14 protein-coding genes are annotated in these 15361 nt (G+C 68.2%); 3 read left to right on the forward strand and 11 right to left on the reverse strand.

The genetic code is table 11. The features are described 5' to 3' along the window. Positions 1 to 45 precede the first annotated feature (45 nt). Complete coding sequence (locus CK498_RS18200; RefSeq protein WP_095622278.1) at positions 46 to 660, forward strand: hypothetical protein; 615 nt, start codon at positions 46 to 48, stop codon at positions 658 to 660. Positions 661 to 668: 8 nt separating this feature from the next. Here CK498_RS18200 and CK498_RS18205 read toward each other — a convergent pair whose 3' ends face one another. Next, positions 669 to 1532, reverse strand: a complete 864-nt coding sequence (locus CK498_RS18205) for an ATP-binding protein (protein WP_095622279.1) — start codon at positions 1530 to 1532, stop codon at positions 669 to 671. A 105-nt stretch (positions 1533 to 1637) separates the two neighbouring features. Between CK498_RS18205 and CK498_RS18210 the strand changes: the two genes are divergently transcribed. Both CK498_RS18210 and CK498_RS18215 read left to right on the forward strand, forming a co-directional pair. After that, a complete protein-coding gene (locus CK498_RS18210; protein WP_095622280.1) occupies positions 1638 to 2441 on the forward strand; it encodes a M48 family metallopeptidase in 804 nt (267 codons plus the stop codon). Positions 2442 to 2456: 15 nt separating this feature from the next. Continuing rightward, positions 2457 to 2714: a hypothetical protein gene (locus CK498_RS18215; protein WP_095622281.1), complete on the forward strand. Its 258-nt coding sequence runs from the start codon at positions 2457 to 2459 to the stop codon at positions 2712 to 2714. A 56-nt stretch (positions 2715 to 2770) separates the two neighbouring features. Here the strand turns inward: CK498_RS18215 and CK498_RS18220 are convergent, their stop codons facing one another. From CK498_RS18220 to CK498_RS18265, 10 genes are all read right to left on the reverse strand, one after another. Further along, positions 2771 to 5089 carry an ABC transporter ATP-binding protein gene (locus CK498_RS18220; RefSeq protein ID WP_095622282.1) on the reverse strand — a complete coding sequence of 773 codons (2319 nt, stop codon included), beginning with the start codon at positions 5087 to 5089 and terminating at the stop codon, positions 2771 to 2773. Further along, complete coding sequence (locus tag CK498_RS18225; RefSeq protein WP_095622283.1) at positions 5086 to 6822, reverse strand: ABC transporter permease subunit; 1737 nt, start codon at positions 6820 to 6822, stop codon at positions 5086 to 5088. The genes CK498_RS18220 and CK498_RS18225 overlap by 4 nt, the downstream gene beginning before the upstream one ends. After that, the gene (locus tag CK498_RS18230) at positions 6819 to 7799 is read right to left on the reverse strand and encodes an ABC transporter permease (protein WP_095622284.1); all 981 of its coding nucleotides are present in this window, start codon (positions 7797 to 7799) and stop codon (positions 6819 to 6821) included. Before CK498_RS18230 ends, CK498_RS18225 begins: the two co-directional genes overlap by 4 nt. Positions 7800 to 7895: 96 nt before the next feature. Beyond that, positions 7896 to 9464: an ABC transporter substrate-binding protein gene (locus tag CK498_RS18235; protein WP_229359133.1), complete on the reverse strand. Its 1569-nt coding sequence runs from the start codon at positions 9462 to 9464 to the stop codon at positions 7896 to 7898. Between the two features lie 205 nt (positions 9465 to 9669). Further along, the gene (locus tag CK498_RS18240; protein ID WP_095622286.1) at positions 9670 to 10710 is read right to left on the reverse strand and encodes an MDR family NADP-dependent oxidoreductase; all 1041 of its coding nucleotides are present in this window, start codon (positions 10708 to 10710) and stop codon (positions 9670 to 9672) included. A gap of 5 nt (positions 10711 to 10715) precedes the next feature. Then, positions 10716 to 11528 carry a shikimate dehydrogenase gene (gene aroE, locus CK498_RS18245; protein ID WP_095622287.1) on the reverse strand — a complete coding sequence of 271 codons (813 nt, stop codon included), beginning with the start codon at positions 11526 to 11528 and terminating at the stop codon, positions 10716 to 10718. Continuing rightward, positions 11525 to 12451 (reverse strand): oxygen-dependent coproporphyrinogen oxidase, encoded by a 927-nt coding sequence (gene hemF / locus CK498_RS18250; protein ID WP_095622288.1) that lies wholly within the window; start codon positions 12449 to 12451, stop codon positions 11525 to 11527. The genes aroE and hemF overlap by 4 nt, the downstream gene beginning before the upstream one ends. A gap of 42 nt (positions 12452 to 12493) precedes the next feature. Further along, complete coding sequence (locus CK498_RS18255) at positions 12494 to 13063, reverse strand: L-threonylcarbamoyladenylate synthase (RefSeq protein ID WP_095622289.1); 570 nt, start codon at positions 13061 to 13063, stop codon at positions 12494 to 12496. Between the two features lie 90 nt (positions 13064 to 13153). After that, positions 13154 to 14230, reverse strand: a complete 1077-nt coding sequence (gene dprA / locus CK498_RS18260) for a DNA-processing protein DprA (protein WP_095622290.1) — start codon at positions 14228 to 14230, stop codon at positions 13154 to 13156. A gap of 26 nt (positions 14231 to 14256) precedes the next feature. Beyond that, a complete protein-coding gene (locus CK498_RS18265) occupies positions 14257 to 15342 on the reverse strand; it encodes a LysM peptidoglycan-binding domain-containing protein (RefSeq protein ID WP_095622291.1) in 1086 nt (361 codons plus the stop codon). Positions 15343 to 15361: the final 19 nt, after the last annotated feature.

Below are 15361 nucleotides of genomic sequence, written 5' to 3' on the forward strand. Positions count from 1 at the left end.
CGGGAGCATCCCCGGCCATTATTCCATGCCCAGGAGTCCGTGATCATGTCGTTTGTTGCCCGCCGCCGCTGGCGCCTGCTGCTGCCCACCGGCCTGGCCCTGCTGCTGGCCGGCTGCCTGGCAATGCCCCAGACCAGCCTGTTCGCGATGCGCCTGGCGGTGACCTCGCTGGGCGTGGAGGACGTGCGCATCGGCCCCTATGCTATCCGCGCCGGCCTCGACACCTCTGATATCACCTCGCTGATCGCCTCCAGCCTCGGCGCCGGCAGCCTGCCGGTGCAGGCCACCCTGGCCATGGGTCTGGGGCTGCCACGGGGCATGCCGCCGGTGGAGCTCAATGGCTTCCGCTGGACCCTCGACGTGCCCGATGCCGAACCGATCAGCGGCAACTACGACGAGCGCGTGGCGCTGACCCCGGGCGACGATGCCGACCTGCGCCTGCCGGTGAGCTTCGACGTGCTCGGCGACCGTCAGCGCTTCGCGCCGATGGTGCAGCTGGCCAGCCAGCTGGCCAACCGCGGCGAACTGCCAGCGGGCAGCGAGCTTGCCATCACCCCCGGTGGCGTCCGCGGGCTGGGGGTCACGCTACCGCCAGGGCTATGGATGCCGACGGTGCGCTTTAGCATCAATCAGGACGGCAGCCTGACGCCCGCCTCCTAAGGCTAGCGCTACGCGTCCAGGCGCTGCTCACCGATCCACTGGCAGGCGAACTGCCAGGCGGCGCGGCCGCTGCGGCCGCCGCGCAGGGTGGCGAAACGAATCGCCGCCTCGCGGGCCTCGGCGTGCCAGTCCTCGCCGCTGCCCAGCCGCGTCACCCAGTGCTCGCAGACCTCGAGGTAGGTGGCCTGGTTGAAGGGGTAAAACGCCAGCCACAGGCCGAAGCGATCCGACAGCGAGATCTTCTCCTCCACCGCATCGCCGTGGTGCAGCTCATCGCCGACCAGCTGGGTGTCCTGGTTATCGGACAGCGACTCGGGAAGCAGATGGCGGCGATTGGAGGTGGCGTAGAGCAACACGTTGTCGGGCGGCCCGGTCAGGGTGCCGTCGAGCACGCTCTTGAGCGCCTTGTAGGCGTCGTCGTTGGCCTCGAACGACAGGTCATCGCAGTAGACCACAAAGCGCTGCGGCTGGTCGCGCAGCTGCTGGACCAGCCCCGGCAGGCCGGCCAGGTCGTGGCGATCGACCTGAATCAGGCGCAGGCCTTCGCCGGCCAGGGTATTGAGCAGCGCGCGTACCATCGATGACTTGCCGCTGCCCCGCGAGCCCCACAGCAGCGCGTGATTGGCCGGCAGGCCCTGCAGGAAGGCGCGGCTGTTGGCGAGCAGTGCACGCTTCTGGCGCTCCACGCCGAGCAGGTCATCGAGGGTTACCGCATCGCGAACCGGCACCGGCAGGAGTTGTCCACCCAGTGGGTGGCGTTGCCATAGCGCCGCCACGTCACGCGACCAGTCGATGCGCGGCGGCGAGGGCGGCAAGAAGGCCTCGACGCGGTCGAGCAGCTTGGCGAGTCGCGCGGACAGCTCGGCATCCATTGATGGAGTCTCCCTCTGGTTGACCTTGGTGGGCATCCGGGTATCTTGTGGCAGATCAGTGGCTTTCGTCCACTGCCTACGGACGGACTATGAGGACGCTTGACCATGCGCTGGATCCCCCGACTCGCCATTGGCGCGCTGTGCCTATCGCTCGCTGCCTGTGCCAGCTCGCCCACCGGGCGGCAGCAGTTCACCCTCTACTCGGATGAGCAGCTCAACCAGATGGGGCAGCAGGCCTTTGAACAGTACCAGGAGGATCTGACGGTAGTCGGCGGTGCCCACGCACGCTACGCCGAGTGTATCGCCGATGCGCTGGTGGCCGAGCTGTCCGGCCGCGACCGCGACTACAACTGGCAGATTCGCGTGTTCGAGGATGACTCGGCCAACGCCTTCGCCCTGCCCGGCGGCTACATGGGCATCCACACCGGGCTGCTCGACATCGCCACCGATCAGGATCAGGTCGCCGCGGTAGTCGGCCACGAGATGGGCCACGTAATGGCCAGTCACGCCAACGAGCGGGTCTCGACCCAGTCGGCTACCCAGGTCGGCATGTCGGTGCTCTCCTCGGTGGCCGGGCTGCAGGGCCCCCAGGGCGAGCAGATGCTCGGCCTGCTCGGCGCCGGCGCCCAGTACGGCATCCTGCTACCCTTCTCGCGTCGCCACGAGAGCGAAGCGGATGTGATCGGCCTACAACTGATGGCCGAGGCCGGCTTCGACCCGCGCGCCAGCATGACACTGTGGGAGAACATGCAGGCGGCCAGCGGCGGCCAGCCCCCCGTGTGGATGTCGACCCACCCCAGCCAGGGCCAGCGCATGGCCGGCCTCGAGGCCAACATGGACGACGCCCTGGCGCGCTACGAGCAGGCGCGCAGCGCCGGACGCCAACCCAACTGCCAGCGCCCTGGCTAAGACGCCCCCGACCCGATGCTTCGACTTGGACTACTGCTACTGATCGTACCCGTCATCGTGCTGATGGGCGTCTATTTCTGGGAACTCGGCGACGTGCGCGAGTGCACCCTCTCCGGCGGCTACTGGGACTATCACGACGGTGTATGCCGCGACACCCCGCAACCGTTCGTCTCCTGGCTGGAGCGCTACCCGCTGCTGGTCAACGGCGGCATGCTGCTGTCGGTACTCGGCGTGGTGCTGTGCATGGTCGGGCTCTACGTCAAGAAGCGCTGAACCTAACCGGCCATTTGACCAGCGCCCCGCGGCTGACGCCGCGGGGCGCGTACGTTTCACCCCCCACTATCCACCGCCTCTTCGTAGAGATAGCAGGCCACCTGATGCTCGCGGGCAATCAGCCGCCGCTTTGGCGAGGCCTGGGGGGCGAACTGCACGCTCAGGTTCCCTTCCCTGCCCTCGACCCGCGCCGCCTGCCACAGCGAGGGGTGCTTGGCCGAGAGAATCGCCTGCAGCTCATCGCGGGCCGCCGCTTCGTCGGCGCCATCGACCAGCGCCAGCTGCGCGTTCAATCCGCTAACGCTGGCCCCGGCCAACTGCTGCGGCTCAGCGCCGCGAATCCGCCACTCGCTGAGCGCCGTGGCTACGTCGCGCCCCTCCCAGCCGCAGTGGGCCATGGCCTTGGGGCAGCGGGTGTGGAAGTGGCAACCGTTGGGCGGCTCCATCGCACTCGGGATCTCGCCGGCGCTCTCCAGCGGCGGCTTGACCACCGCCGGGTCCGGCTCGGGGCTGGCATCCAGCAGCAGCTGGGTATAGGGGTGCTTACGCTCGCGGATCAGGGTGTCGGTGGGCCCCACCTCGACGATCTCGCCGAGGTACATGATCGCGGTACGGTCGGCGACATAGCGAATCGTCGGCAGATCGTGGCTGACGTAGACGAAGGAGATGCCCAGCTCGTTGCGGAAGCGCCGCATCAGGTTGAGCACCCCGGCGCGAATCGATACATCGAGCATCGATACCGGCTCGTCGGCGACCATGAAGCGCGGCTCGAGGATGATCCCGCGGGCGATCGCCACCCGCTGCCGCTGGCCGCCGGAGAGCTCGTGGGGGAAACGCTCCTGGTAGGCACTGGCCGGCTTGAGCCCGGCGCGCTCCAGCGACTCGACCACGCGCTGCTCCAGCGCCTCGCCCTCGGCCAGGCGGTGAATGATCAGCGGCTCGGCGACGATGTCATGGATGGTGAAGCGCGGATTGAGCGTCTGGTACGGGTCCTGGAAGATCATCTGCGCGCTACGCCGAAAGGCCTTGAGCTCGGGGCCCTTGAGCGCGGCGATGTTGACGCCGTCGAAGCGGATCTCACCGGCGGTGACATCCTGCAGTCGCACCAGCATCTCGCCGGTGGTGGTCTTGCCCGAGCCCGACTCGCCGGCCAGCCCCAGGATTTCGCCCTCGCGCAGGTCGAAGTCGATATCGTCGACGGCGTGGACCTTGCGCTCCTTGTGCTTGCCGCGCAGGCCGTCGAGGAAGCCCTGCTCCACCGGGAAGTACTTCTTGAGCCCCTCGACCTCGAGAATCGGCGTCTCGCTCATGCGCCGCTCCAGGCTGCCTGCCCCCTGGACCTGCTCGCCGAGGCGCTCGCCGGCGATCTGCCAGGTGTCGTTCCTGGCCGCCCGCTGGCGAAAATCGACGGCCTGCTCGGGGTAGTGGCAGGCCGCGTGGCGCCCCTCACCGACATCGACCAGCAGCGGCGTCTCCGACATGCAGCGCTGGGTGGCAAAGGGGCAGCGCTCGGCGAAACGACAGCCCGACGGCGGATCGAGCAGGTCCGGCGGGCTGCCGGGAATCGAGATCAGCTCGCGCTGGGCCCCTTCCAGGGTCGGGAAGGCGTTGGTCAAGCCCATGGTGTAGGGGTGGAAGGGGCTGGCGAAGACCTCGCGCACCGGCCCGGTCTCCATGATCTGGCCGCCGTACATCACCGCCACCCGGTCGCAGGTCTGCACCACCACCGAGATGTCATGGGTGATGAACATCAACGCCAGGCCGCGTTCGCGGCGCAGCTTGGTCAGCCGCGACAGGATCTGCGCCTGAGTCACCACGTCCAGCGCCGTGGTCGGCTCGTCGGCGACGATCAGCTGCGGGTCCAGCGCCAGCGCCATGGCGATCACCGCGCGCTGCTTCATGCCGCCACTCATCTCATGGGGATAGGCGGAGAGCCGCCCGGGATCGATGCCGACGTCGCGGAACAGCTGCTCGGCGTGGGCCCAGGCCGCCTTGCGCTCGATCTTGCGGTGCGCGCTCATTGCCTCGAGGATCTGCTCGCCGACGGTATAGACCGGGTCGAGAGCGTTCATCGCCGCCTGGGAGATCCAGGCGATCTCGTCCCAGCGCACGCGGCGCATCGCCTCCGGGTCGAGGCCGAGCAGATCGCGGCCGGCGAAGTCGATGCGCCCCCGCGGCACCTCGCCGTTGGGCGGCAGCAGCCGCAGCATGGCCTTGGCCGCAGTGGTCTTGCCACAGCCGGACTCGCCGACCAGGCCCAGCGCCTCGCCGGGAGCCAGCGAGAAGCTTACCCCGTCCACGGCCTGCACCGGGCCGGCCCCGGTGCGGTAGTGAATGGCCAGGTCATCGACGCTCAGTAATGGAGATGTGCTCATCGACGTGCCCTCAGTCGCGGATTGGCCACCAGCTCGAGCGAGCGGGAGATGAAGAACACGGAGAGCACCGTGATCATGATCAGCAGCCCGGGTGGCAGGTTCCACCACCAGGCCTCGCGCCAGGCCCCGGAGAGCCGCGCGTTGTGCAGGATGCCGCCCCACGAGATCGACTGCGGCGGCCCCAGGCCGAGGAATGACAGCGTTGCCTCGGCGATGATAGAGACGCCGACGATGATAGCCAGCTCGAGGAACACCAGTGGCATCACGTTGGGGAAGATATGCAGGTACATGATGCGCAGGTCCGACGCGCCGGCGACCCGCGCCGCCTTGACGAAGGGCCGCTCGCGCAGGCTCAGCACCTGGGAGCGAATCAGCCGCGCCACGGTGCGCCAGGTGAGCAGCGACACGGCCAGTATCACGATGAACAGGCTGGGCTCGAACAGCAGCACCAGGATCAGCGCGAAGGGCTCGAAGGGAATCCCGTACATTACATCCACGGTGCGCATCAGCACGGTCTCGGTGCGGCCGCGGAAGTAGCCGGCCACCAGTCCCACGTTGGCGCCGATCAGCACCACCAGGGCGGCGCCCAGAAAGCCCACCAGCAGGGCGATCTGCGAGCCGTGGACGTTCTGGCTGAAGAGATCGCGGCCGAGATGGTCGGTGCCGAACCAGTGCTCGCCGGAGGGCGGCGCGAGGCGATTGACGAAGCGGTCCGAGCCCAGCGCAAAGTAGTTGCTCTCGGTGACCATCAGCGTGCGCAGATGACGCTCCTCGTCGCTTGGCATCAGTTGCCAGTCAGCGCCCCGCTCGCGTTCGAAGACGATGCCGCTGCGCCCCACCGCGAAGGCGTGACCCTCGTCGGTGATCCAGCCGGCGCGCATGGCGCGGGAGTCCGGCGCATCGTGGCTCTGCCAGCTGGACTCAACGTCATCGCGTACCAGCAGGGTGCCGCGCTCGCCGACGATCAGGCCGGCGCCGCTGTCGGCGATATGGATATGGTTGAGCTCGCGGTTGCCGGGCAGCCGCTCCAGACTCGGTGTGTCCTCGCCCGGAGCGAGTCGCAGCGCCAGGCCGCGATCGCCCACCAGCCAGGCGCTGCCGTCGACGTCCAGCGCCACACCGTTGAGATCGAAGCCACGCCCCACAGGGCTCTGCAGTGACTCGACCTCACCGCTGGCCAGATCCAGTCGCCAGATGGTTTCGCCGCCGCCCACCAGCAGCGCGGTATCGGCGTCGCGCCAGGCGATATCGTTGACGTCCAGCGGCTCGGGCATGGCGAAGGTCTGCCAACTGTCGTCGGGCGTCCACAGCGCCACCGTGCCCTGGGCGCCGGCCACCAGGGTGGCGCCGTCTTCGCGGATATTGACCGCATTCAGGGTCGCGGTAAGTGGCGTGTCGAGGCGCGACCAGTCACCCCCCGCATAGCGCCACACCACGCCGTCGCGGCCCACTGCCATGCCCAGGCCGTCGCGGTAGTCGGCGGCATTCAGGGTCGCCTCGCCCAGCGGCGGCGAGGCTTGCCAACGCACGTCGCCGGCCTCGACGCTGCGCGTGAACAGCGAGCCCTCCTCACGCTCGTTGACCGCCAGGGGAGCATGGGTAGAGAGCACCGGCGCGAACAGTGCCATGGCGATGATCGACAGCAGCACCGCCAGCCCCACCAGCGCCAGCCGGTCGCCGAGGATCGCCCGCAGTGGCTCCTGGGCACTTTTCATCAGTCGTGATCGGTTCATTTGAAGCTCACCCTCGGGTCCAGCATGGTGTAAAGGATGTCGACCAGCAGGTTGAGGGTGATGACGAAGGCTGCCATCACCAGGAAGCTGGCCTGGGCGAGGGGGAAGTCAGAGGTGCGCACCGAGTTGAGGATCTCGCGTCCCAGCCCCGGCCACGAGAACACCACCTCGACCACCACCTGGCCGCCGGCGGCCAGGCCGATGGTCACCGCCAGCTGGGTGACCACTGGCAGCAGCGCATTACGCGCGGCGTGGGCGTAGAGGATGCGGCGCTCCGGCAGTCCCTTGGCGCGGGCCATCTCGATAAAGTCCTCGCCATACACCTCGAGCATGGTGTTGCGCATGATCAGCAGCGGCGAGCCGAGGTAGTAGAGCGCCACCACCAGCGCTGGAAGAATCAGGTGGTGCAGGAAGTCGAGGGTGAATATCTTGTCGAGGAAGCCCGAGGCCACGTAGGGCAGCGTGCGCATGCCGCTGGTGGGTAACCAGCCTAGCCCGATGCCGAAGATCAGGATGGCGATCATGCCGGTCCAGAACATCGGCGCCGAGCGAAACATCAGGCCGACGAAAATACCGCTGGTGTCGGCGCGGCTGCCGCGCCGCCACGACAGCCAGGCGCCCAGCGGCGCGCCCACCCCATACGCCAACACGATGGCCGGCAGCATCAGGATCATGGTGTTGGCCAGCCGCTCCCAGATGATATCCGCCACCGGCGCGCGGTAGTGGAAGGAGTAGCCGAAATCGCCCTGGACGATATTCGCCAGGTAGATGAAATACTGCTCCCAGATCGGCCGGTCGAGGCCGAAGCTGGCGCGGATCTGCTCACGCTCCTCGGGAGTCAGGCCCTCGGTGATCAGCGCGGCGGTGGGGTCGGGTAGCCCCAGACGAAACAGGAAGAACAGCAGGGTGGCGATGATGAACAGCGCCATGAAGCCGTGCAGCACACGGCGTATCAGATAGCTTCTGCGTGACGACATGACGGACTCGCTATAAACGGCCGTTCACCCCGCGCCGCCTTGTGGGCAGCGCGGGGTGGCGGCAAGCACCTGGGAGAAAGCGGCTTGGCAATGCGCTCAGCGCATCAGGCGACCGTCCTCGTCCCAGCTGTAGCCGGCCTCTTCCAGCTCGGCACGGGCGGCGTCCATATCGAACTCGAAACGCTCGATAAACGCCTCGTGCCAGAAGGTGTTGACCGGCGCGATCACGCTGGAGCCAACTTCGCCGCGACCGTCGAGCAGCACATTGACCATCCGCTCGCGATCGCTGGCCATGATCAGCGCACGGCGCACGGCGCGGTCGTCGAGGGGCGCGCGGCGCAGGTTGTAGGTCATGTGGTAGTAACCGAAGTCGGGTACGTTGACCACGGTGAGGTGGTCTTCGCTCTCGGCCAGGCTGATCTGACCCGGCTCCATGCGCCAGGCGGTGACGTCGATCTCGCCGGTCTGCAGGCCGGTATAGACGCCCTCCATGTCGGCGTAGATGATGAACTCGACGCCGTCGACGGCGATCTCGTCGGCGTGGAAGTGGTCGTCGAACTTGCTGATGGCCATGAATTCGCCGCGATCGAAGCGCTCGAACTGGAAGGGCCCGGAGCCCACGGTGGGCACCTGGTCGGGGCTCAGCGTCGAGGCATCATCGATCTGCGACCAGATATGCTCGGGCAGGATCGGGATCTGCGACAGCGAGATGCTGGCGAAGGACGCCGAGGGCTCGCTGAGGTGGAAGTGCACGGTGCGTTCGTCGACCGCCTCGGCGTTGTCCAGCGCCGCCAGGTAGGAGTTGAAGTAGCTGTAGTCCTGCTCGAGGTAGTAGTTCCAGGTGAAGGCTACGTCGTCGGCGCTCAGCGGCTCACCGTCGTGAAAGGTCATGCCCTCGCGTAGGGTCACCGCCACGGTGGTGTCATCGATCTGCTCGACGGCCTCGGCGGCCCAGGGCAGCGGCTCGACGTCGGCCGACAGGCGCACCAGGCGATCGTAGTAGAGGCGCATCCACTTCCAGCCCCATACCGAGGTGGAGGCCAGCGGGTTGAGGTTGTCGGGCTCCTGGGGGCCGCCGATACGCAGGGTGCTGCGCTCGCCCACCGGGGTCGCCTCCATCGGGCCCCACTCGCTGTAGAGCCCCTCGCCGGCCATCGGCTCGAAGCCGTCGAAGGCCTCGTGGTTGTAGGCCACCACCTCGTCGCGGTGGAACAGCACCGCCAGCGGCGCATCCGGCTTGTAGAGTTCCTGCATCTCCATCACCAGCCGCTGCCGCTCATCCAGATCGAAGGCCTGGGACTGCTGGTCGAACAGCGCATCGAACTCGGGGTTGTCATAGCCACCCGGATTGTTGCCGCCGGGGTTAGCCTGGCGAGAATCGAGGGTGCTGAGGAAGAACTGCGGGTCGAGGCGGTCGGTGCGACCGGTCCAACCGAGGATGGTGACGTCGAAATCCTGCTGGTCGTAGAACCGCTCCAGGGCGGTGCTGAACTCGGTGGGCTGGACATTCACATCGAAACCCAGCTCCTCCCAGCGCTCGGCGATCATAAAGGCCGCCTCGTAGCGGATCGGATCGTAGGACTCGGTGGTGGTGATCAGGTCGATGGAGGCCACCTGCTCCTGGGCCAGCGCCTGAGCGCCAAACGAGGCCGCGGTCAGGCCCATGGCACTCGCTAGAAGCGTTCTCTTAAAACGCGTCGCTGCAATATTTTTCACTGTCATCTGCCTCATTGTGCGTTGTTATTCGGAGATTTGACGTCTTTGCAATAAAGACCTCTGGCCAGGCTAGGAAAGCTCAGCAGAAGCGTCAAACGCTCGATTAAACGCAAGTCGGGCAAATGAACGTATACGCCCCGCCGGGGAAGGCGCGTCAAGTCACATGCTTTGAGGCTCTGGCACTACCTAGTCCCTCCACCCTGACCACCCGCTTGCCGATCCCCTTACCGGTGAAGAGGCCGCAGAAAGCCTGCGGCCAGGCGTCAAGCCCGTCGACTATATCGAGGGGTGCCAGCGGATCGAGTTCGGCCATGCCGGCCTGAAAACGCGCCCAGTGTTCGGTTTCGTGGCCGGGTACCACGAAGGGCATCAGCCGCGCGCCGATCGCCGGCAGGCGTGTCAGGTTGGGTGGCGCCCGGCGCGGTTCGGGGTCGTGGTACTGACTGACCAGGCCACACAGCACCACTCGCCCGCCGGGGCGCAGCCCCTCGATGGCGGCTTCGAAGACCGCCCCGCCGAGGTTCTCGAAATCCAGGTCTAGCCCCTCAGGGGCTGCCGCGGCCAGGGCATCTGCGAAGCCATTGGTATCGCGGTCGTCGAGAACCGTCTTGACCCCCAGGGCCTGTTTTAGCCAGTCGCGCTTGGCGCCGCTGCCGGCGCTAGCGATCACCCGCGCCCCCTCACGCTGGGCAAATTGCACCGCCAGGCTGCCCACCGCGCCGGCGGCGGCCGACACCAGCAATGTCTCGCCGGACCTGGGCCGGCCGTAGTGGCACATGCCCAGCCAGGCGGTGAAGCCGGTCATGCCGCGGGCATGAAGCCAGCGTTCGGGGGAGGGGGTCTCGCCAGGCAGGCACAGCGGCAGTAGGGCTTGCGGCTTGGGGCACGTAACACGCGCCCGGTCGGCCACCGGCAGGTGGCCGACTACCCAGTCGCCCTCACGCCAGCGCCCGCGGCTGCGCAGGATACGACCTAGTCCCCAGGCGGAGAGCGGCGTTCCCGGCCTCCACTTGGCCAGGTAGCCGTAGCCCTCGGGCTGCATGCGGGTCCGCATGTAGGGATCCACCGACAGCCAGTGCAACTCGAGCTCCACCTGGCCCGGTGAGAGCGGCGGCAGCGACATTTCCCTCAGCGAGAAGTCGGTAGGCACCGGCAAACCCGCGGGACGCCGTGCCAGGTGCCAATGCCGCGCCATATCGATCAGAGCGAGCGGCGCAGCTCGGCGAGTACCGGGGCGGTGTCGGGGCGCTGACCACGCCACAGGCGATAGGACTCGGCGGCCTGGCCGACCAGCATGCCCAGGCCATCGACGGTGCGAGCACCGCGCGCGGCGGCCCAGCGCAGGAATATCGTGGGCTCGGCGCCGTACATCATGTCGTAGGCGGTGGCGCCCTCGGCGAAGAGGTCGTCCGGTAGCGGCGGCAGATCGCCGGCGAGGCTCGCGCTGGTGCCGTTGATGACCACGTCATAGGGGGCGTCGACGGCCTCGAAGCCGCCGCCGCTGATCGCCCCCAGGTCGGTGAAGTCGGCGGCCAGCACTGCGGCCTTCTCGGCGGTGCGGTTGGCCACCAGGACGCTGGCCGGCTGGGCCGCCAGCAGCGGCTCGAGCACGCCGCGCACCGCGCCGCCGGCGCCCAGCACCAGCACCCAGGCACCGGCCAGCGTCACGCCGTTGTCGTGGAGGTCGCCGACCAGCCCCACGCCGTCGGTGGTGTCGCCGTGGGTGACGCCCTCGGCTCCCAGCACCAAGGTATTGACCGCCCCGGCGCGGCGGGCGCGCTCGCTAAGGCTGTCGCACAGCCGGTAGGCCTGCTCCTTGAAGGGCACCGTCACGTTGGCGCCGCGCCCCCCTGCGGCCATGAACCTCTGCCAGGCGCCGGCGAAGTCATCCAGCGGCGCTTCGATGGCGGTGTAGTCGATATCGTCACCCAGCTCGGCGGCAAAGGCGGCATGAATCGCCGGCGACTTGGAGTGCGCCACCGGGTGGCCGAATACGCAGTAGCGGTCTGTCATGAGAGCTCCTCTTCCCCCAACCAGTCGCGGGGACGCAAATAATCACGATACAGCAGCGCCTCCGGGCTATCTGGGGCCGGGGTATAGCCGTACTCCCAGGCCGCCAGTGGCGGCATCGACATCAGAATCGACTCGGTGCGCCCGCCGCTCTGCAGGCCGAACAGCGTGCCGCGGTCCCAGACCAGATTGAACTCGACGTAGCGGCCACGGCGGTAGAGCTGAAAGTCGCGCTGCTGCTGGGTGTAGTCATCGCCGCGACGGCGCCGGACGATGGGCAGGTAGGCGTCGAGGAAGCTGTCGCCCACGGCGCGCTGGAAGGCGAAACAGGAGGCGAAGTCGCCTTCGTTGAGATCGTCGAAGAACAGCCCGCCCACGCCGCGGGTCTCGTCGCGGTGCTTGAGGTAGAAGTAGTCGTCGCACCACGCCTTGTAGCGCGGATAGACCGCGTCGCCGAACGGCGCGCAGGCATCACGGGCCACGCGGTGCCAGTGCCGCACGTCGTCGAGCACCGGGTAGAAGGGCGTCAGGTCGTAGCCACCGCCAAACCACCATACCGGCGCCTCGCCACTCTTCTCGGCGATGAAGAAACGCACGTTGCCGTGGCTGGTGGGCACATGGGGGTTGTGGGGGTGCAGCACCCAGGACACGCCCACGGCGTGAAAGCTGCGCCCGGTCAGTTCGGGGCGCGCCGCAGTGGCCGAAGGCGGCAGTTGCGCCCCGTAGACGTGGGAGAAGTTGGCGCCGCCCTTCTCGAATACGGCGCCGTTCTCGATCACCCGCGAGCGGCCTCCGCCCCCCTCCTCGCGGGTCCAGCTATCTTCACGGAACTCGGCCTGACCGTCTTCAGTGGCCAGCCCTTGACATAGCCGATCCTGCAGTTCGAGCAGGTAGTGCTTGACCTCGTCGAGATGCGCGTGGGCCACGCTACCTCCCTGGATTCATCGATGAGTAGAAAGTTATTGCCGTCAACCGCGCAGCACCCGACCGCTGACCAGGTCGCGAATGGTGCTGGGCGCCTCGCGACCGCCCAGTTCACCCTCGACGAGGCCAGCCAGGGCGGCACCGAAATAGGCATCGACCTGATCCGCCGAGCGCGCCTCGGGCTCGCCGGCGGGATTGGCCGAGGTCGACACGATGGGGCCACCAAACGCCGCGCACAGCTCGCGCACCAGCGGATGATCGCTGACCCGCAGCGCCACGCAAGCGTGGCCGCCGCGCACCAACGGGTGGCTGTGGCCGTTGTCCGGCACCAACCAGGTGTTGGGGCCCGGCCAGCTGCTCACCAGCGGCGCGTGCAATTCCGCCGGCAGGCCCGCCAACCAGGGTGCGAACTGGGCGATGTCGCCGGCCACCAGAATCATTCCCTTGGCCGGGTCGCGCTGCTTGAGCCGCAGCAGGGCGGTAAGCGCCTCACCGCTGGCGGGATCGCAGCCCAGCCCCCAGACCGCCTCGGTGGGATAGGCAATCAGCTCGCCACGCGCCAGTGCCTTGGCGGCGAAGGCAGTCGATATGCGAGGTGTCGCGCGTTCACGCATGGCAGGGGCTCCAGGCCAATATCACAGGGCCAAGAGTCTACCATGGCCGTCCAGGCCGGTGATAAGCCGACAAGCTCATACGCAAACTGCCTAGCGCGGCAGGCGGATCCAGCCGCCAACGGCCTGAGTGGCAAGCCCCTCGAGCTCGAGTTCGAGCAGCCGCAGCTGGCAGTCGCTGACGTCGTGGCCGCTCAGGGCCACCAGCGCATCGAGCGGCGTCGGCCGGTCGCTGAGCCAGGCCAGCAGCGGGTCCTGCTCGCCGGCAACGGCAAGCGCTGGCAGCACCTGGCTGGGCGCCACCCAGTGCCCCAGCTCGGCGAGGATGTCCTCGACACAGGTGGCCATGGCCGCGCCGTCGCGAATCAGCGCGAGACAGCCGCGCGCCTGGGGATTGTGGATCGAACCGGGCACCGCGAACACCTCGCGGTTCTGCTCGGTGGCCAGCCGTGCACTGACCAGCGAGCCGCTCTTCTCGGCCGCCTCGACCACCAGCACGCCCTGTGAGAGACCGGTAACGATGCGGTTGCGTCGCGGGAAGAAGGCCGGATGGGCGCCCGTACCCGGGGGATGCTCGGCGAGCAGCAGCCCACCCTCGTCGTGCAGGCGGGCATACAGCTGGCGATGCCGCTGGGGGTAGACCACGTCGACCCCGCAGCCAAGCACCGCCACACTGCGCCCACCGGCATCCAGGGCCGCCTGCTGGGCGGCACCGTCGACGCCCAGGGCCATGCCGCTGATCACGCACCAGCCCTGCTCGGCGAGTTCGCGGCCGAAGCGCTGGGCGTTGTGCAGGCCATCGCGGCTCGGCCGCCGAGAACCAACGATCGCCAGGCCCGGCGGCGCCAGCGCAGCCAGGTCGCCGCTGGCCCAGAGTACCGGCGGCGGGTCGGGTATCTGCGCCAGCAGCGCGGGCCAGTGGTCGTGAGCAGGGGTCAGCAGGTGATGGTGGTCGGCCGCGGCTTCCCAGCTCAGCGCCGCATCGAGCTGGGCCTGCAGTGGACTGCGCGCGGGGTGGTGGAGCCAAAGCCGCAGATGGCTGCGCGCCGGTTCGGGCATCGCCGCCAGCCAGCCATCGGGCCACGCCGCGGCGGCTTCGGTCAGCTGCGCCAGGCGCCGCGGGCCAAGCCCGGGTAGCGCCGCCAGTATCAACCACTCCCTGGCCGTCATGCGCTCTCCTCCCTGTTTCCGCACCGTTAGCGCTGCGCTAGCGTGGCGTTGCTGTCGGGGCTGAAGATCCGATCGCCCACCACCAGGCTGCGGCTGGCGCGCATCACCAGCGCATAGCTCATCCGCTCGTAGCTCTTGAACACCATCACCAGGCCGGCCTCTTCGCCGGGCAGCCGCAGCGCCTCGTTGGTGACCGGATCGGTGACCAGTTCGCCGCGCTGCTCGACGCTCAGCACATGGCCTGGGGTGAGACCATCGCGACGGCCGCGGTCCAGCGCCACCACCTGCTGTCGGCCGATGAACTGGACGCCGCCAGGCACCGCCAGCAGCCGCCCATCCACCGCACGCTGCGGCGCTCGCGGCATGAATTCGGTGACCAGCTCGCCGCTCTCCAGCGGCAGCATCAGGTCGCCGTTACGCACTTCCTGGTTGGCACTCAATACGTCGAGAGTAGCGATGTCACCCTCGCTGCGCAGCCAGCGTGCCTGGCCGACGCCGACCAGCTCGAGCCCCAGGAACTCGCCAGTGACGCTGTCTTCGTAGGTCTCGCCGAGGCGGTAGATGCCCAGCCGGCCATGGTCTGCCAGGTCGCCGCGGACGTAGATGCGATCGCCGGCGCCACTGATCAGGCGGCGATCACCGCCGCCCACCACGTAGGCCTGCTCGTCGGCCTGCGCCGGGTCGTCGAGCACGCGGTACTCGGCGAGGAAATTCTCGACCCGCTCCAGCGGCAGTGGCGGCACCGCCTCGCGCCGCGGGGTACGGCGCACCTCCGGCGACAGCCGGACTTCGCCGCCACGCCCGCGTTCCAGGCCGAGGCGCGGTCGACCGTCCTGGTAGTAGAGGTAGACGGTGTCGCCGGGGTAGATGACGTGCGGATTGCGGATCTGCGGGTTGCCCCCCCACACCTCCGGCCACTGCCAGGGATGGCGTAGGAAGTGCCCCGAGATATCCCACAGGGTGTCACCGCGCACCACCGTATAGCGATCCGGTGCATCGCCGCGCAGCCCGGCATCGCTGAGCCCTTGCCCCATGGCCGGCAGGCTCAGCAGCAGCGCCCAGCCTGCGCCCCAGCCATGCCACGCCCCCCGCCTCGCCCCGCTCGCGCTCATCCTGTCGTCCTCGCGTCCA

The organism is Halomonas salipaludis, from assembly GCF_002286975.1.
In the GTDB taxonomy this organism is placed as follows: domain Bacteria; phylum Pseudomonadota; class Gammaproteobacteria; order Pseudomonadales; family Halomonadaceae; genus Franzmannia; species Franzmannia salipaludis.